This is a genomic window from Streptomyces sp. LS-MS-L19, from assembly GCF_058382285.1.
This window is the reverse complement of sequence record NZ_JBYCLL010000001.1, coordinates 1,626,593-1,643,803: the sequence shown is the minus strand read 5'-3', so window position 1 is coordinate 1,643,803 and position 17,211 is coordinate 1,626,593. Positions and strand designations below refer to the sequence as shown.

The following is a 17,211-nucleotide window of genomic DNA, read 5'->3' as shown; positions in this document are numbered from 1 at the left end:
ATTCACCGCCGCCGTACGGCCAGGAAGCGCACCGGTGTTCCCGGTACCGCCTGGGCCGCGGCGGGCAGGTCCGGCTCGCGGACCACTCCGATCACCGGGTAACCGCCGGTGGTCGGGTGGTCGGCGAGGAAGACCACCGGTCTGCCGTCGGGCGGTACCTGGACCGCTCCCAGGACCATTCCCTCGCTGGGCAGTTCGCCCTCGAGCCTCCGCTCCAGGGCGGGCCCGTCCGTGCGCAGGCCGATGCGATTGCTCGCCGAGGACACCCGGAAGGCGTGGGTCGTGAAGGCCCGCACCGCTTCCGGGGTGAACCAGTCGTCCCGGGGGCCCAGCGTGACGCGCAGGACCAGTTCGGTGGGGGGCGCGGGCTGGGGGGCCGTGTCCACACGCGTGTGGAGCGCCGCCGGTGTGCCCAGGGGCAGTATCGCGCCGTCCGTGAGGGGAGGCGGGCCCAGGCCCGACAGGAGGTCGGTGGAGCGGCTGCCGAGGACCGGCTCCACGATGATGCCGCCGGAGACGGCCACATAACTGCGTACCCCTGACAGGGCCGTGCCGACGGTCAGGAGCGCTCCGGCCGGTACGCGCACCGGCCCGCCCCAGGATGCCGGACGGCCCTCCACCGTGACCGGACAGGGGGCGCCCGTGACGGCCACGGTGACCGTCGAACGGGGGCGCAGCGCGCAGCCGTTGAGCGTGGTCTCCAGGACGGCCGCCTCGGGGCGGTTGCCCACCAGGCGGTTGGCGAGCGCGGCCGCGGGGCCGTCGAGGGCACCCGAGCGGGGTACGCCGAGATGGGCGTGACCGGGCCGGCCCCGGTCCTGGACGGTCGTGAGGGCACCGGCCCGGACGACGAAGAGAGCGCGGTCGGTCATGGGGCCTCCACGGCGGAGAGCGAGCGGCCTGCCATCGGCGCCACCACTACGGCGGAGAGGGGGCGGCCCGAGGTCCGTGCCTCCGCGGTGCGGCCGGTCGTCGGTGCCTCCGCGGTGCGATCGGTCGTCCGTGCCTCCGCGGTAAGGAGGAGCCGGCCCGTCATTGGCGCCTGGAGGGTTCCATCCGTCACGGCGCCTCCACGAAGCGGACCCGGGTGCCCGGTGACAGGAGTGCGGCCGGGACGCGCGCGTGGTCCCACAGGACGGCGTCCGTGGTGCCGATGAGCTGCCAGCCGCCGGGGGAGGAGCGCGGGTACACGCCCGTGTACGGGCCCGCGAGCGCGACCGAACCCGCCGGGACGGCCGTGCGCGGGGTGGCCCGGCGTGGGACGTCGTAGCGGGCGGGCAGGCCGGTGAGGTAGCCGAAGCCGGGGGCGAATCCGCAGAAGGCGACGGTGAATTCGGTGCCGGCGTGGATGCGGGCCACCTCCCGGGGGCTGACACCCCAGTGCGCGGCCACATCGGCCAGGTCCGGGCCGTCGTAGCGCACCCGGAGTTCGACGACTTCACGCGCGCGTGGGGGAGCGGGCGGTACCTCGGCGGCGGTGAGCTCGGCGGCAAGGCGGGCCGGGTCGGTGAGGCCGTCCAGGAGGACCGTGCGGGCGGCCGGGACGATCTCGCGGACCGACAGGGAGCCCTCCGCGCGGCGCCGTACCAGTTCGGCGTGCAGGGCCTGGGCCTCCTCGCCCGAGGAGACCTCGACGAGCAGCGCGTCGTCGCCGACCGGCAGCGTCCTCATACGAAGGCCTCCACCCGGACGCCCGAGCACTCCAGCCGCTCCCGGACCCGCCGGGCCAGCTCCACCGCGCCCGGTGTGTCCCCGTGCAGGCACAGGGAGCGGGCCTCGACGTCGATCCGCGCCCCGGAACGGGCGGTGACCGCGCGGTCCCGGGCCAGGTCCAGCGAGCGCTCCACGACGGCCTCCGGGTCGGAGACCACCGCGCCCTCCTGGCCGCGGGGCACGAGCGTGCCCTCCTCGGTGTACGCCCGGTCCGCGAAGGCCTCCGGGACGCCGGTCAGGCCCGCCGCGCGGGCCGCTTCCAGCAGACGCGAGCCGGGCAGGCCGAGCACGGGCAGCGTGGCGTCGGCGAGGAGCACGCCGTCGACGACCGCGTCGGCCTGCTCCTCGTCGTGCACGACCCGGTTGTAGAGCGCTCCGTGCGGCTTGACGTAGGACACGCGGGTGCCCGCCGCGCGGGCGAAGACCTCCAGGGCGCCGATCTGGTAGGCCACCTCGGCCGTCAGCTCGGCGGACGGCACGTCCATCGCGCGCCGCCCGAACCCGGCCAGGTCCCGGTAGGAGACCTGGGCGCCGATCCGCACCCCGCGCGCGGCCGCCAGCTCGCACACCCGCCGCATGGTGACCGCGTCCCCGGCGTGGAACCCGCAGGCCACGTTGGCGCTGGTGACGACGGTCAGCAGCTGCTCGTCGTCGGTCAGTCGCCAGCGGCCGAAGCCCTCGCCGAGGTCGGCGTTCAGATCGATCGAGGTCATGGAGGTCTCGGTGCTCCTTTCAGGGACTTGTCAGCCCATTCTTGTCAGCTCGCTCTTCTCGGACCGCTCTTCTCAGGCCACTCGGTACTGCTCGTCCCGCGCGTCCGTCAGGAACATCTGGCCCGGTGCGTGGGTGAGGGCGAACGGCGGGCGCGAGGCCATCACCGCGGCCTGCGGGGTCACCCCGCAGGCCCAGAACACCGGGATGTCGTCCGGTTCGGCGTCCACCGGGTCGCCGAAGTCGGGACGGCCGAGGTCGGCGATGCCGAGCCCTGAAGGGTCACCGCAGTGCACGGGGCTGCCGTGCACCGCCGGGAGCAGGCTGCTCTCCCTGATGGCGGCCGCCAGGTGCTGCGGCGGCACCGGGCGCATGGACACCACCATGGGCCCGTGCAGCCGCCCCGCTGGGCGGCACTGTCGGCTGGTCACGTACATGGGAACGTTCCGGCCCTGCTGAATGTGCCGGATCGGGACGCCCGCCCCCGAAAGTGCCCACTCAAAGGTGAAACTGCAGCCGATCAGGAACGAAACCAGGTCGTCGCGCCAGTACGCGCGCACGTCCGTCGGCTCGTCCACCAGCTCGCCGTCCTGCCACACCCGGTAGCGCGGCAGATCGGTGCGCAGGTCCGCCCCGTCCGCGAGGACGGTGGTCCAGTCTCCGGCGTCGGTGACGTCGAGGACCGGGCACGGCTTGGGGTTGCGCTGGCAGAACAGCAGCATGTCGTACGCCCAGTCGGCGGGCACCGAGATGAGGTTCACCTGGGTGTGGCCGGCCGCGACCCCGGCGGTGGGTCCGGCCAGGCCCGCGCGGAAGCGGGTGCGGGCCTGCGCCGGGCTCCACGCGTGCGCGTGCTCGTCGACGAGGGTCAGGGGGCGGTCTTCCATGAGCATTGGGGGCCTGTCGTCCGTGAGAGTCCTGGGGCGGTCTTCCGTGCGGTTCACGCGAGTTCCCTCCCTCGAGTCTCCGGCAGTCCGAGCAGGGCCAGTGCGGCGATGCCGTAGCCGATGGCGCCGAAGACCAGTGCCCCGCCCACGCCCCAGCTGTCGGCCAGGAAGCCGACGGTGGTCGGGAAGACCGCGCCGACCGCGCGGCCCGCGTTGTACGTGAAGCCCTGGCCCGAGCCGCGCACCGCGGTCGGGTACAGCTCGCTCAGGTAGGACCCGAAGCCGCTGAAGATCGCCGACATGCAGAACCCGAGGGGGAACCCGAGCACCAGCAGCCAGGTGTCGGCTCCGCTCGGGATGTTGCCGTAGGCCACGATGCAGACGGCCGAGAGCAGGGCGAAGAGCCAGATGTTGCGCCGGCGGCCCAGCCGGTCGGTGAGGTAGCCCCCGGTCAGATAGCCGAGGAAGGCGCCGGAGATCAGGAACGTCAGATAGCCGCCGGTGCCGACGACCGACAGCCCGCGGTCGCTCTTCAGGTACGTGGGCACCCAGGTGGCGAGCGTGTAGTAGCCGCCCTGGACGCCGGTGGACAGCAGCCCGGCGAAGATCGTCGTACGGAGCAGATCCGGCTTGAAGATCGCCGCGAAGGAGCCCTTTCCGGCGCTCTTCTCGCGTACCGCCACCGCCTCGGGGGCGTCCTGGACACGGCGGCGCATCCAGACGACCAGCAGCGCGGGCAGCGCGCCGGTCCAGAACATCACGCGCCAGGCCGTGCCGTCGTCGAAGACCGAGAAGACCAGCGTGTACATGATCGCGGCCAGGGCCCAGCCCACGGCCCAGGAGCTCTGGATCGCGCCCAGGGTGCGGCCCCGGTGCTTGGCGCTCGCGTACTCGGCGACCAGGATCGCGCCGACCGCCCACTCGCCGCCGAAACCGAGGCCCTGGAGGGCGCGGAAGACCAGCAGTGACTCGAAGTTGGGCGCGAAGCCGCAGGCCACGGTGAAGACCGCGTAGGTGATCACTGTGATCATCAGGGCCCGGACTCGGCCGGCCCGGTCGGCCAGCACCCCTGCCAGGGCCCCGCCGATGCCGGAGGCCAGCAGGGTGACGGTGGTGAACAGGCCGGTCTGGCCGCTGTCCAGGCCGAAGTACGCGGCCAGCGCGACCATGCTCAACGGCAGCGTGAAGTAGTCGTAGGAGTCGAGGGCGTAGCCGCCGAACGCGCCGGCGAAGGCGCGTCGGCCGCGCGGACCGAGCGCCCGGAACCAGCCCAACGCCCCGTCTTCGGTCGACGAGGGGCTGCTGGTAAGGGTCTGAGGGGGACGGGTCGTGCTCATGGGCACCTCGCAGTGGGAGGACGGAGGGTGCGGAGCTGAGCCATGCGGTGTTCCAGCAACGTAGAGGATCGTTCAACGATCCTTCAATACCCCTGTTGTTTCGTTCTCCTCTCTGCGGTTGAATTCCGGGCATGGCAGAGCAGCTGAGCGGACTGGCCGACGATCGCGCCCTCCTGGGCCGCACCAGCACGGCCGAGCGGGTCTCGGACATCCTCAGGAGCCGCATCGCGGAGGGCTATTTCCCGCCAGGGACACGGCTGTCGGAGGACAGCATCGGGGGCGCCCTCGGGGTCTCCCGCAACACCCTGCGCGAGGCGTTCCGCCTGCTCACGCACGAGCGCCTGCTCGTCCACGAACTGAACCGGGGCGTGTTCGTGCGGGTCCTCACCGTCGAGGACGTGGAGGACATCTACCGCACCCGCGCGCTCGTCGAGTGCGCCGTCGTCCGCGGGCTCGGCGAGCCGCCGTACGCCCTGGACGGGCTCGCCGGCGCGGTCGCCGAGGGGCGGCGGGCGGTGCGCGAAGGTGACTGGAAAACGCTGGGCACGGCCAACATCCACTTCCACCGCGAACTCGTCGCCCTCGCCGGCAGCGACCGCACCGACGAACTGATGCGCAGCGTCTTCGCCGAACTCCGCCTGGCGTTCCACGTGGTGGACGACCCGAAGGCCCTGCACGAGCCGTACCTGGCCCGAAACCAGCAGATCCTGGAGGCGCTCCAGGCGGGCGACCGGGAGGAGGCGGAGCGACTGCTCGCCGTGTACCTCTCGGACTCTCTGGGGCGAGTGGTCGAGGTGTACAGGCGAAGGGTGGGCGAGGACACCTAGTCAGGGGCGCGGGGAACTGCGCGATCGGCCCCCACCGGCCCGCAGACGAATCAGAACCCGTAGTTCCCGCCCGACCGCCGGAGGCGATCCGCGTCGTTTGGGGAGTTGTCAGACCCAGCACCTAGTCTGTGCACCGTGACTTCGCCTGCATCGACGGACAGCGTTCCGCCCCAGTTCAGCGCGGGGCCGCGCCCCGCTCCGGGCCCGGCCGCCGACGAGGGGCTGGCGCGGCGGCTGCGCGCGCTCGCGTGCACCGCGCCGCTGCACGACCTGGACGCGCGCAAGGCGAACCTCGCGGGTGAGTACTCGGTGTACGGCATGGCCGAGGTGGCCCTCGCCGGCATCGACCTGGTCACCCTGAACATGGACTTCGACACCGGCGCCGACCACGACCAGATCGTCGCCCGTCTCATCCCGCGCATCGCCGCCCAGGCCCCGCAGCGCCCCGTCGCCGAGCACGAGCGCGTGGCCCGCTGGGTGCTGGAGAACCTGATCAACGTCGGCAGCGTGGACCGCGGATTCCGGGCCGTCTACGGCACGTTCGCACCGGACGGCACCTATGTCCGCCGTGACTACGACTTCAAGCTGATCGAGGAGGTGCCGGGTCCCGGCGGCTCGGTCTACCTCCGCACGACCGACGAGGCGGTCAACGTCCTCGTCGGCGCCCTGGACACCGATGTCACCAGCGCCCAGATCGCCGCCGAGGTCAAGCTGGAGGTGCTGATCAGCCGCGGCCGCCTCGCCGACGCCCAACTCGCCGCCGAACAGGCCCGGTACCGGACCGTGCAGTACTCCGAGACCCTGCGCAGGGCCCTGGACGCGACCCGGCGCAATGTCCGGGCCGTCGACTGGCTCAACTCCGTGCCCGACATGATCGCCGAGGCCCTGGACCACGTCGCCGACCGGTACCGCCACGAGAACGCGATCCTGACCAACATCCGCAAGGCCCGGGACGAGTCCGAGGACCCCGAGCAGAAGCGCCGGGCCGCCGAGCTCGTCGACATCGTCAAGGACTGCATCCGGCGCCACACCCAGCTACAGTCCCGGCTCCTGGAGGCGGGCCCGCTGTTCCGCGCCGAGCAGGACCGCCAGGCCTTCGCCACACCGATGACCACCTCCGGGATCGACCTCTACGGCCACCTCGTCGCGCCGCTGCTGCCCCTGCCGCTGGAACAGGCCACGCGGGTCACGGACGCGTTCTTCGCGCGCGGGACCGGCATGCGCACGCCGGTGTCCGTGCGGGTGGGCGACCTCGTCGACATACTGCTGACCCCGCCCATGGAGCGGGAGCACCTGGGCGCCGAGATGCCGGAGCCGGACCTCATCGCCACCCCGGACGACAGCCGGTTCAGCGAGGAGCAGCTGGCGGCCGCCAAGGAACTGCTGGACCTGCCCGCGGACGCACCGCGGCGCCTGTCGGGGCTGCTCGCGGAGGCCCGCAGGACCGGCGGCTTCGACCTGGCCTACCTCGTGGCCCTGATGTCGATCCACGCGGCCAGCCCCCCGGTCGGCACCGCCTACCGCCAGGGCGAGGAGAAGCTGCTCTTCGCGGTGGACGACGGGACGGAACTCGACGACCCGGACTTCGGCGGCGCCGACCTCATCGTCGGCACCGCCCTGCTGGACGCCCTCGGGATGGCGGCGGACCGGACGGAAGCAGCATGAGCGAGCAAGAGCGTGACCCGGAAGCAGCAAGCGCGAGCAAGAGCGTGACAAGGAGCCCCAGCCGTGAGTGAGCATGTCGAGTGGAGCGACACGGAGGCAGCCCCGACCCCGTCGGCGCCCGCCCCCGTCACCCCCGCCGACGCCGCCGACGCCGCTCGGCTCGTCGCCTTCGGACTGCAGCCCAAGCTCCAGCCCGCGCGGGACCAGGAGTACGCCGAGCTGCTGCGGCGCTACCGGGAGGACCCGCCGTTCGCCCGGCTCGCCGACGCCGTCGCCGCCGGACTCGGCCTGATCGTCCTCGAGGTGTCCCCGCGCGCGGGCATGGCCGTCACCGCCGCCGAGGACTCGGTGTTCGCCGTGCGGATGGGGGACTACGCGCGTCGTACGTCGGCCGACGGCGGTGACCGCTTCCTGCACGGGCTCGCCCACCTCGCCGTCGCCGCCATGGCGTTCCCGCGACCCGAGGACCTCGCCGACGACGGATACATCGGGCGCGTCTCGGTCAACGGCGTCGACGCCTTCGTACGGCAGGCCTGCCGACGCCTGGAGGAGCGGGCCGAGGAGACCGGCGAGAACACCGACCCGGCCACCGACGCGCCCGGACTGGAGGCGGCCTGGCGGATCTGGGCCAGACGCAGCGCGGCCGGCGCGACCAAGGACGCGCGTCGGCTCGCCGGGTCCACCACCGGCATCGTGGGCAAGGCCGCCGCCTTCCTCACCGACTCCGGCTTCCTCCAGCGCACCGGGGACGACAACGGCGGTACCTACCGGACCACGGCTCGTTACCAGCTCCAGGTGCGGGACATGGCTGGCAGCGCCGCCATGGCCGAACTCCTCGAGCTGGGCGTCGTCCCGGTGACCGACGGCACGCCGACCCTGGTGCCCGCCGCGGACGACGACGCGGAGCTGGTGGCCGACGCCGGACTGCCGTTCCACTCCTGAACCTCCCTGACCTGCCGAAGACTTACGAGAGTCCGCCATGTACGAGCTGTCCCGGGTCCGCCTCTACTCCATCGGTCCCGCCGGTGCGCGCTACGCCGACACCGTGCTTGACCTGCGCGGCGTCGGCGCGGAAGTGCCCGACCCCGCGCCCACCCAGGCGGAGTTCTTCGAGGAGGAGCCCGTCGGCCCGCCGCGCCGGCCCGCGCCCGCCGGGGTGCTCTTCCTGGAGAACGGCGGCGGCAAGTCCGTCCTGCTCAAGCTGATCTTCTCGGTGATGCTGCCCGGGCACCGCAACACCCTGGGCGGCGCCAGCTCCGGCGTGCTGCGGAAGTTCCTGCTGGCCGACGACTGCGGGCATGTGGCCCTGGAGTGGCAGCACACCCTCACCGGCGAGTGCGTCGTCGTGGGCAAGGTGAGCGAGTGGCGGGGGCGCCAGGTCTCCAACGACCCGCGGAAGTTCGCCGAGGCCTGGTACTCCTTCCGGCCCGGCCCCGGGCTCTCGCTGGACAACCTCCCGGTCGCCGAGTCCACCGGCGTGCGGCCGCCCGCCGAGGGCCAGTCGGCCGCCCAGGGCCGCCGACGCACCATGAAGGGCTTCCGGGACGCCATCACCGAGGCGGGCAAGGCCTATCCGCATCTGGAGGTGCACTGGGAGGAGATCCACGACCGCTGGATCGAGCACCTCGGCGACCTCGGCCTGGACCCCGAACTCTTCCGCTACCAGCGGGAGATGAACGCCGACGAGGGCGAGGCCGCCGGCCTCTTCGCGGTGAAGAAGGACTCCGACTTCACCGACCTCCTGCTGCGCGCGGTCACCGACACCCGCGACACCGACGGACTCGCCGACCTGGTCAGCGGGTTCGGGAACAAGCTGGGACGCCGCGCCGAACTGATCGCCGAACGCGACTTCACCGCCGGGTCGGTGGACCTGCTGGGCCGGATCGTCGAGGCCGCCGAGGCACGCTCACGCGCGCGTGACATCCACACCGGCGCGGAACGCCGTACCCGGACCCTGGCCCGCAGGCTCTCCGCGCGGGGGGTGCGGGAGCGCGTACGGGCGGCCGATCTCGCCCAGCGGGTCACCGCCGCCGCGTACGCCGTCACCCACGCCGAGGCGGGCCGTGAGCGCAGCGCGCTGATCGCCGCCGAACTCGCCTACCGGCACGCCTCCCTGGCGCTCGCCGCCGCCGAGAAGTCGGCCGCCGCCCAGAAGCGCGAGCTCGCCGACGCACGCACCCTCCACTCCGCCTGGCAGGCCGCGGAGGCCGTACTGCGCCACCGCGCCGCCGCCGACCGGGTCGCGCGCGTCGCCGCCGCCATCCAGGAGGCCGAGCGGGACGCGGCTCCCGCCCTCGCCGCCCGCGCCAAGGCCGCCGTCGACCTCGTACGGGCCCTGCACGCGGCCGCCGAGCGCGCCGAGACCCTCGCCAACGAGGAGGAGGAGCGGTCCGCCGCCCTCCAGGAGGTCAGCGAGACGGCCTACCGGGACTCCACCTCGGCCGCCACCGAGGCACAGCGCGCCCGCAGTGAGGTCGGGCACCTGCGCCAGCGGCTGAGCGAGGTCGAGCAGGAGACCGCGGAAGCGGTCCGCGCGGGCTGGCTCGACGACAGCGCCCCCGACGCCGACCCCGCCCGCGCGGCGCTCGCCGCGAGCGACGCCGAGAAGACCGCCGTGGCCGCCTGGGACGCCGCTCGCGAGGCGTCCCGACGGGCGAGCGAGCACGCGCGCGAGGCCGCCTCCGCCGAGTCCCGCGCGGAACTCACCGCCGCCCGCGCGGAGGACGCGGCCGCCGCCGCGGCCCGGTCCTACGAGGCCGAGCGCCGGCTCGCCGAGGGGCTGGCGGGGGAGGAGCGGCTCGCGGAGCTGCTGAGCCTGACCGGGGCCTCCGGGGCGGTGCCGGGGCCGCGCGCGGAGACGGACGGCACCAGGAAGGGACGCGAGGGCACCGATCCGCAGGCCGACTCCGTCGGCGGTCTCACGCCCGAGGAACTCGACCGCTTCGCCGACGAACTGCGGGAGTTGCTCGACGACTCGGTGTCCTCCGCCGAACGCCAGCTCTTCGAGCTGCGCACCGCCGCCGCCGACGACTCCCGGATCCTCGGCGCGCTCGGCGACGGCGGACTGCTGCCGCCGGGACCCGACGTGCTGGCCACGGTCGAGTTCCTCGGCGAGAACGGCATCCCCGCGCTGCCCGGCTGGCGCTATCTCGCGCAGGCCGTCGACCCCGCCGACCACGCGCGCGTGCTCGCCGCCCGGCCGGAACTGGTCGACGGCGTGATCATCACCGACCCCGACACGCACGCGCGTGCCCGTGAGGCGCTGAGCGACGCCGCCCTCCTGCCCCGTTCGGCCGTCGCGGTCGGCACCGCCGCCGCACTCCTGGCGCCGACTCCGGCGACCGACTCCCAGAGCGGCGACGTCTTCCTCGTACCGCCGAACCCGGCCATGCACGACGAGCACGCCGCCGACGAGGAGCGCCAGGCGCTGCGCGCGCGGGCCGGTGAGCGGGACGAGGAGATCCGGTCGCTCGCCGCCCGGCTCGGCAAGGACCGTGAACTGGCCGCCCGGCTCGCCTCCTGGCGCACCGGATGTCCGGCAGGCCGGCTCGTCGAGCTGGCCCGCGCCGCCGAGGACACGCGCGCGTTCGCCGAGGAGGCGGAGGCCGAGCTGGCCGAGGCACGCACCGTACGGGCCGAGGCCGACGAGGCTGCCGCGGAGGCCGCGCAGACGCGTGACGAGCGGCAGGAGGCCGCGCAGAAGGCCCGCCGGGCCGCCGACGCCCTCGCCGGTCTCGCCTACCGGCTGCGCGAGCGGGCCGGCTGGCAGGTCAAGCTGCGCGAACTGGCCGACGAGGCCACCGAGTCGGAGGGCCGCGCCCAGACCTGCCTGGAACGCGCCCGCGCCGCCGACGAGGACCGGCGCGCCGCCCAGCGGGCCGCCGACGACGCCCGCCGCACCGCCCGCGCGCTGCGCGCCGAGCGCGCCGAGATCGCCGGCGCCCCCGACGACGTACCGGAGGACGACGCGGCCACGCCGAAGGCGTCGCTGCCCGCCCTGCGCGAGGCCTACCGGGCCGCGTCCCAGGTGTACGAGAAGGTCGGCGTGGGCGCCGACCTGCGGGCCGAGCAGGCCCGCGCGGAGAGCGACGAGAGCAGTGCACTGGCCGAGTGGGACCGGCTGAGCAACAAGGTCCGCACGCGCGCCGAGCAACTGCTCCAGTCGCCCGACGGCTCCGACGGGCCCTCCCGGCAGGCCGCCGCCGCCCGTGCCGAGGAGCTGGTGCAGCTCCTCGAGACCCGGATGTCGACCGCGAGCGAGCAGCTCGGGCGGCTGCGCGGGGAGGCCGAGCGGCACGCGCCCGAGGACGGCGAGGCGCACACCGAGCTGCCGCAGGAGCTGGAGCCGCGCGACGCCGAGCACGCGCAGGCGCTGTTGCGTACGGCCACCTCCGAACTCGCCTCCCGCACCGAGGCGTTGACGCAGGCCCGGGAGGCGCACGCGGAGCTGCTCGGCTCCCACCGGGCCGCCGAGGACGCGGCGAGCGGCTTCGACGAGATCGCGGCGATGCTCCGCGACCTGCTGCGCGAGCACGCGATGGAGGACGAGCAGGAGGAGACGGAGCCGTACCCGGGCAGCCCCGAGGAGGCCCGGCAGGCCGCCGCGGAGGCCCGCCGGTCGCTGCGCGGCTGCGCCGCTGACCTGTCCGCCGCCGAGTCGGCCGTGCGCGAGGCGAGCGATGTGCTGGTCCGGCACGCCAACTCCACGCGCTACGAGCAGGTCCGCACCCCGGCCCGGCAGCAGATCCGCGAGCTGCCGGCCTCCGCGCTGCCCGAGCATGCGCAGAAGTGGGCGGACGCCTTCGCGCCCCGACTCCGGGTGCTGACCGACGAGTTGGCGCAGCTGGAGCGCAACCGTGACTCGATCGTGGACCGGCTGCGCGGGCTCGTGGAGTCCGCCCTCGCCACGCTCAGGTCCGCCCAGCGGCTGTCCCGGCTGCCCGAGGGGCTCGGCGAGTGGTCCGGGCAGGAGTTCCTGCGGATCCGCTTCGAGGAGCCCGACCAGGCCACGCTGACCGAGCGGCTCGGTGAGGTCATCGACGAGGCGACCCGCGCGGCCGTGAAGAAGAACTCCGACCTGCGGCGCGACGGAATGTCCCTGCTGCTGCGGGGAGTCGCGGCCGCGCTCCAGCCCAGGGGCGTGGCCGTCGAGATCCTCAAGCCGGACGCCGTGCTGCGCGCCGAGCGGGTGCCGGTCGGTCAGATGGGCGACGTGTTCTCCGGCGGTCAGCTGCTCACCGCGGCCATCGCGCTGTACTGCACGATGGCCGCCCTGCGCTCCAACGACCGTGGCCGGGACAAGCACCGGCACGCCGGCACGCTGTTCCTGGACAACCCGATCGGCCGCGCCAACGCGACGTATCTGCTGGAGCTCCAGCGGGCCGTGTCGGACGCGCTCGGGGTGCAACTCCTGTACACCACGGGCCTGTTCGACACGACCGCGCTGGCCGAGTTCCCGCTGGTCATCCGGCTGCGGAACGACGCCGACCTCCGGGCCGGCCTGAAGTACATCAGCGTGGAGGAACACCTCCGCCCGGGTCTGCCGCAGCAGCCCCAGGCGGGCGAGGCGGTGCACAGCGAGATCACGGCGACGCGGATGTTCAAGCGTCCGGCGCCCGTGACTCCGCAAGGGAGCTCAGCGGTGACTCCGTAGGGAAGCCTCGCGGCTCAGGAGTGCGACAGTCGGCCCGTGCTGCCGCCCTGCCGCCGTATGCGCGCCTGGGCCCGCTCGGCGAGCCGCGCCTGCCGGCGGGCCTTGCGCCGCTCGCGCCGCAGTGCACGGGCGGTGCTGCTGGGCGTCGACACCACGCCGTTGCGCTGGTTCCACACCTGACGGGTCACCCACACGTCCAGCGCGCCCCAGGTGGCCACCACGGTGCTGGCCACGCTGCTGATCACCATCGGGAACGCCAGCCAGGAACCGGCCATGGTGCACAGGAAGGCCACCATCGCCTGGAGCAGGGTCACGGCGATGATGAGCACCGCCCGCACCGCGGAGGTCCGCACCGGATCCGGCAGCCGGCGCCTGCGCGCGGGCTCCTCGACCCACAATGGCCGGTACGGCTCCTCCCGGACCGCCTCGCGTCGGCGCCGTACGTCCGCCCTCGCCGGAGTGTCGTGAACGGGCGCCTCCGGGCGCCGCGATGGCCTCGAACGCGCCGTCTCCACGCCGCTTCGCGGCGCCTCCTGCCGTTCCGCCGTGCCCATCACCGTGTCACTCCCCACCGCCGGCAGTCCCCTCGTCCCGGTGTCCGTGGACCGGGCTTCCATGTGGCTGCCCGGCTTGCGCTGCTTTACGCCGCCCAGTTGCAGATGCGGCTCCTGTGGCCGAATCCACCGCCATTTCCCGAAGAGAAGGACGAACAAGACCTCTTCAAGATTCCCGCAGGACGTCAAAGAAACGAAAAAATCCAGCCAACCACCCGCCCTGGGTGGTCGGTTCCGGTCGGATGCGGACTGCCTGGTGACAGGAGGCAATCTCCCGCAATGGGCGGACAACTCCCCATGCCCGCGCCTGGGAGCGGAAGTTCAGGTTCCGGACGGAGCTTCGAGTTACGGGTGCGTCGGTAGTAGGCTCGCGCCGTTTGTTGACGTACATGTGTACCCCCCGGCCGGTGGGGGTCGAGCTGGGGGAGGCCATGCGCTTTCGCGGGAAGTCGATCCGCCGGAAGATCGTGGCGCTGCTTCTCGTGCCGCTGGTGTCCCTGATCGCGGTGTGGGGCTTCGCCACGGCACTGACGGGACGTGAGGTCGCCCAGCTCTTCCAGGTGTCGACCGTCACGGAGAAACTCGGGTATCCCATCGAGGACACCGTGCGCGTGCTCCAGCAGGAACGCCGCCAGTCGCTCGTCTACCTGGCCGATCCTCGTGCCTCGGACGCCCTGTCCGCGCTGCGCGACACGAGGAACGCCTCGGACGACGCCATCGCCAAGTTCCGCCGGAGCGCCCACGATCCCGATGTGCGCGACGGCCTGGACCAGGACGACGACGAACGCCTCACCGCCGTCCTGGACGCCTTCGACGGCATCGACTCGCTGCGCCGCAGCGTCGAGGAGGGAACCGTCTCCCGGCTCCAGGCCCTCGACCAGTACAACCGCCTCGTCGACCCGGCCTACGCCCTCCTCGCCACCCTCGACGGCGTCGACAGCGTGGAACTGGACAAGCAGGCACGGGCCCTGGTCAACATCACCCGGGCCCGCGAACTGCTCTCCCGCGAGGACGCCCTGCTCGGATCCTCCCTGGTGGTGGGCAAGCTCACCCGCGACGAGATCCGTGACGTCTCCGACCTCGTCGCCCAGCGCACCCTGATGTACGACGTCAGCCTGGCGGTGCTGCCGACGTCGGAGCGCGAGCGCTACGAGCGGTTCTGGAAGAACGCCGGCACGGCGCCGCTGCGCTCCGCCGAGCAGTCCGTGGCCACCGCCCAGCCCGGCACCTTCGACAAGGTCAGCGCCAAGAGCTGGGACGCGGCCGCCGGCACCGCGCTCGACGAACTCGCCAAGCTCGACGACCAGGCGGGCGACCGCCTCCAGGACCGGGTCCGGCCGGACGCGATGGGCGTCATCATCAAGGCCGCCGCGGTCGGCGTCCTCGGCCTGATCGCCCTGCTCTTCTCGCTGATCCTGTCCGTCCGCGTCGGCCGCACCCTCATCCGCGACCTGCGGCAACTGCGCCTGGAGGCCCACGAGGCGTCCGGCGTACGGCTGCCCAGCGTGATGCGCCGCCTGTCCGTGGGCGAACAGGTCGACGTCGAGACCGAGGTCCCGCGCCTGGAGTACGACAAGAACGAGATCGGCGAGGTCGGCCAGGCCCTCAACACCCTCCAGCGCGCGGCTGTCGAAGCCGCCGTGAAACAGGCCGAGTTGCGGGCCGGTGTCTCCGAGGTCTTCGTCAACCTCGCCCGTCGCAGCCAGGTCCTGCTGCACAAGCAGCTCACCCTGCTCGACACGATGGAGCGTCGCACCGAGGACACCGACGAACTCGCCGACCTGTTCCGCCTGGACCACCTGACCACCCGTATGCGCCGGCACGCCGAGGGCCTCGTGATCCTCTCCGGCGCCGCCCCCTCCCGGCAGTGGCGTAAACCCGTCCAGTTGATGGACGTCGTACGCGCCGCCGTCGCCGAGGTCGAGGACTACGAGCGCATCGAGGTCCGACGGCTGCCCAGGGTCGCCGTGACCGGACCAGCCGTCGCGGACCTCACCCACCTGGTGGCCGAACTCCTGGAGAACGCCACGGTGTTCTCCCCGCCTCACACCGCCGTCCAGGTCGTGGGGGAGCGCGTCGCCAACGGCTTCACCCTGGAGATCCACGACCGCGGACTCGGCATGGCCGCCGACGCGCTGCTGGACGCCAACCTCCGGCTCGCGGAGACACCCGAGTTCGAGCTGTCCGACACCGACCGCCTGGGCCTGTTCGTGGTCAGCCGGCTCGCCCAGCGGCAGAACGTCCGGGTCTCGCTCCAGCCTTCGCCGTACGGCGGCACGACGGCCGTCGTCTTCATCCCCGACGCGCTGCTGACCGACGACGTCCCCGACACCAACGGCATCGGCTTCCGCCTGGACCGCCCCCAGCCGTCGAAGGAGGCCGAACTGGAGGCTGCCCAGCGGGTCTCGCTCACCCGGGGACCGGCCCAGCTGCCGGGCATGCCGCCCGCGATCCTGGACGGCCCGGTCGAACTGGAGGCTCCCGTCGACCTGGACGCCCTGAACGACTTCCCGGGCGTGCTCGACTCCGAGGACAGCGAGCGCGGCGGGCTGTTCCGGCCGCGTCGCTCCCTGGCCCAGGTGGACGACGACGGCCCGGGCGCCGACGGTGGCGCCGGCGACGGTTCGGTGTCGCTGCCCCGCCGCCGTACACCCAAGCTGGTCAGCTCCCACGGGCGTCCGGTCACCGACGAGCGGCCGGGCCGCGAGGAGCGGGACGAGTCGCCCGCGATCGGCCCCGGCGACTCCCGGCCCCGGACGGCTCCCTCGGTGACCGCGGGTGCCTCGCGCCCGGAACCTCCCACGCTGCCGAGCCGCCGCCGTGCCGCGGCTCTTCGCCGGGGCACCGGCGTGGCCGACCGCCTCGACGAGCTGACGGAGGTGCCGACCTCCTCGGCATCGCCGGGCCGTGAGCTCGGCGGCCCGTCGGGAGCCCCCGCGCTGCCTCGACGCACCCGGCGTGCGGAGATCGCGTCGAGCGGCACGGCGTCGGACGACACGGCTGCCGGAGCAGCCGGACCTTCGGGCGCCGGTGACGCCACGGGGGCCACCGGTGTCAGCGGGCCCACAGGCTCTGCGGGAGCCTCCGGAGCCTTCGGTAGGCCGGCCGCGCCCGCTCTCGGCCCCGTCAGATCCGTTCCCGGGGCCCTCGGAAGCGGCGGCGGCTCCGGCGGTGCCGCACGCGGCCCGCAGGACTCCGCTTCCGGCACCACCCCGCTGCCCCGCCGCGTCCGGCAGGCGAACCTGGCCCCGCAGCTGAAGCAGGCCCCCGACCGGCGCCCCCAGAAGCAGGCGGAGCCCGCCGACCGGGACGCCGACGAGGTACGCAGCCGTATGGCCTCGCTCCAGCGCGGCTGGCAGCGCGGCCGTGAGGAGAACGCCGCGGGCGACGACACGTCCGGCGGCACAGCACCACAACGAACGACTAAGGGGGACGGTCGATGACCGCACCGAAGGCGACCGACAAGTCCGGCGAGCTGAACTGGCTCCTCGACGACCTGGTGGAGCGCGTCGCGAGCATCCGCAAGGCCCTGGTGCTCTCCAGCGACGGCCTCCCGACCGGTGTGTCCCAGGACCTGACCCGCGAGGACAGCGAGCACCTCGCTGCCGTGGCGTCCGGCTTCCACAGCCTCGCCAAGGGTGTGGGCCGGCACTTCGAGGCGGGCAACGTCCGCCAGACCGTGGTCGAGCTGGACGACGCCTTCCTGTTCGTGACGGCCGCCGGCGACGGCAGCTGCCTCGCCGTCCTCTCGGACGCCGACTCGGACGTGGGCCTCGTCGCGTACGAGATGACGCTCCTGGTCAAGCGGGTCGGTGTGCATCTCGGTGCCGCCCCGCGCACCGATCTGCCTCAGGGCGGGTAGTG

Annotated in this window: 13 protein-coding genes; 6 read left to right on the top strand and 7 right to left on the bottom strand. The window is 73.4% G+C overall.

All coding sequences use genetic code 11. The features are described 5' to 3' along the window. Positions 1 to 2 precede the first annotated feature (2 nt). The 6 genes from AC2XR2_RS07125 to AC2XR2_RS07100 form a co-directional block, all read right to left on the bottom strand. On the bottom strand, positions 3 to 872 hold the full coding sequence (locus tag AC2XR2_RS07125; protein ID WP_449350761.1) for a 5-oxoprolinase subunit C family protein: 870 nt from the start codon (positions 870 to 872) through the stop codon (positions 3 to 5). After that, positions 869 to 1,063: a hypothetical protein gene (locus AC2XR2_RS07120; RefSeq protein ID WP_491514598.1), complete on the bottom strand. Its 195-nt coding sequence runs from the start codon at positions 1,061 to 1,063 to the stop codon at positions 869 to 871. The genes AC2XR2_RS07125 and AC2XR2_RS07120 overlap by 4 nt, the downstream gene beginning before the upstream one ends. Beyond that, positions 1,060 to 1,671 (bottom strand): 5-oxoprolinase subunit B family protein, encoded by a 612-nt coding sequence (locus AC2XR2_RS07115; RefSeq protein WP_491514597.1) that lies wholly within the window; start codon positions 1,669 to 1,671, stop codon positions 1,060 to 1,062. The genes AC2XR2_RS07120 and AC2XR2_RS07115 overlap by 4 nt, the downstream gene beginning before the upstream one ends. Then, positions 1,668 to 2,426, bottom strand: a complete 759-nt coding sequence (locus tag AC2XR2_RS07110) for a LamB/YcsF family protein (RefSeq protein ID WP_491514596.1) — start codon at positions 2,424 to 2,426, stop codon at positions 1,668 to 1,670. Before AC2XR2_RS07110 ends, AC2XR2_RS07115 begins: the two co-directional genes overlap by 4 nt. 72 nt (positions 2,427 to 2,498) lie before the next feature. After that, positions 2,499 to 3,317, bottom strand: a complete 819-nt coding sequence (locus tag AC2XR2_RS07105) for a putative hydro-lyase (protein ID WP_356464623.1) — start codon at positions 3,315 to 3,317, stop codon at positions 2,499 to 2,501. Positions 3,318 to 3,364: 47 nt separating this feature from the next. Continuing rightward, the gene (locus tag AC2XR2_RS07100) at positions 3,365 to 4,648 is read right to left on the bottom strand and encodes an MFS transporter (RefSeq protein WP_491514595.1); all 1,284 of its coding nucleotides are present in this window, start codon (positions 4,646 to 4,648) and stop codon (positions 3,365 to 3,367) included. Positions 4,649 to 4,779: 131 nt separating this feature from the next. On the opposite strand from AC2XR2_RS07100, the gene AC2XR2_RS07095 reads away from it, so the two are divergent. The 4 genes from AC2XR2_RS07095 to AC2XR2_RS07080 all read left to right on the top strand — a co-directional run bounded on the left by AC2XR2_RS07095 (position 4,780) and on the right by AC2XR2_RS07080 (position 12,793). Then, entirely contained in the window at positions 4,780 to 5,475 is a 696-nt protein-coding gene (locus AC2XR2_RS07095; RefSeq protein WP_381304583.1) for a GntR family transcriptional regulator, read from the top strand. 135 nt (positions 5,476 to 5,610) lie between these two features. Beyond that, positions 5,611 to 7,140, top strand: coding sequence for a hypothetical protein (locus AC2XR2_RS07090; protein ID WP_356464407.1), 1,530 nt, complete (start codon positions 5,611 to 5,613; stop codon positions 7,138 to 7,140). A gap of 63 nt (positions 7,141 to 7,203) precedes the next feature. Further along, a complete protein-coding gene (locus AC2XR2_RS07085) occupies positions 7,204 to 8,082 on the top strand; it encodes a hypothetical protein (protein WP_123759434.1) in 879 nt (292 codons plus the stop codon). Between the two features lie 37 nt (positions 8,083 to 8,119). Continuing rightward, positions 8,120 to 12,793, top strand: a complete 4,674-nt coding sequence (locus AC2XR2_RS07080) for a hypothetical protein (RefSeq protein WP_491514594.1) — start codon at positions 8,120 to 8,122, stop codon at positions 12,791 to 12,793. A 14-nt stretch (positions 12,794 to 12,807) separates the two neighbouring features. On the opposite strand, the gene AC2XR2_RS07075 is transcribed toward AC2XR2_RS07080, so the two are convergent. Beyond that, the gene (locus tag AC2XR2_RS07075; RefSeq protein WP_449350229.1) at positions 12,808 to 13,347 is read right to left on the bottom strand and encodes a hypothetical protein; all 540 of its coding nucleotides are present in this window, start codon (positions 13,345 to 13,347) and stop codon (positions 12,808 to 12,810) included. A 431-nt stretch (positions 13,348 to 13,778) separates the two neighbouring features. On the opposite strand from AC2XR2_RS07075, the gene AC2XR2_RS07070 reads away from it, so the two are divergent. After that, complete coding sequence (locus AC2XR2_RS07070; RefSeq protein ID WP_491518417.1) at positions 13,779 to 16,790, top strand: nitrate- and nitrite sensing domain-containing protein; 3,012 nt, start codon at positions 13,779 to 13,781, stop codon at positions 16,788 to 16,790. Next, positions 16,787 to 17,209 carry a roadblock/LC7 domain-containing protein gene (locus AC2XR2_RS07065; protein WP_123759431.1) on the top strand — a complete coding sequence of 141 codons (423 nt, stop codon included), beginning with the start codon at positions 16,787 to 16,789 and terminating at the stop codon, positions 17,207 to 17,209. Before AC2XR2_RS07070 ends, AC2XR2_RS07065 begins: the two co-directional genes overlap by 4 nt. Positions 17,210 to 17,211 lie beyond the last annotated feature (2 nt).

Coding starts and splice junctions, on each gene's coding strand:
- AC2XR2_RS07075 (WP_449350229.1), bottom strand. CDS start 13,347: ATGGGCACGGCGGAACGGCAGGAGGCGCCGCGAAGCGGCGTGGAGACG.
- AC2XR2_RS07065 (WP_123759431.1), top strand. CDS start 16,787: ATGACCGCACCGAAGGCGACCGACAAGTCCGGCGAGCTGAACTGGCTC.
- AC2XR2_RS07105 (WP_356464623.1), bottom strand. CDS start 3,317: ATGCTCATGGAAGACCGCCCCCTGACCCTCGTCGACGAGCACGCGCAC.
- AC2XR2_RS07070 (WP_491518417.1), top strand. CDS start 13,779: ATGCGCTTTCGCGGGAAGTCGATCCGCCGGAAGATCGTGGCGCTGCTT.
- AC2XR2_RS07125 (WP_449350761.1), bottom strand. CDS start 872: ATGACCGACCGCGCTCTCTTCGTCGTCCGGGCCGGTGCCCTCACGACC.
- AC2XR2_RS07115 (WP_491514597.1), bottom strand. CDS start 1,671: ATGAGGACGCTGCCGGTCGGCGACGACGCGCTGCTCGTCGAGGTCTCC.
- AC2XR2_RS07080 (WP_491514594.1), top strand. CDS start 8,120: ATGTACGAGCTGTCCCGGGTCCGCCTCTACTCCATCGGTCCCGCCGGT.
- AC2XR2_RS07110 (WP_491514596.1), bottom strand. CDS start 2,426: ATGACCTCGATCGATCTGAACGCCGACCTCGGCGAGGGCTTCGGCCGC.
- AC2XR2_RS07095 (WP_381304583.1), top strand. CDS start 4,780: ATGGCAGAGCAGCTGAGCGGACTGGCCGACGATCGCGCCCTCCTGGGC.
- AC2XR2_RS07100 (WP_491514595.1), bottom strand. CDS start 4,648: ATGAGCACGACCCGTCCCCCTCAGACCCTTACCAGCAGCCCCTCGTCG.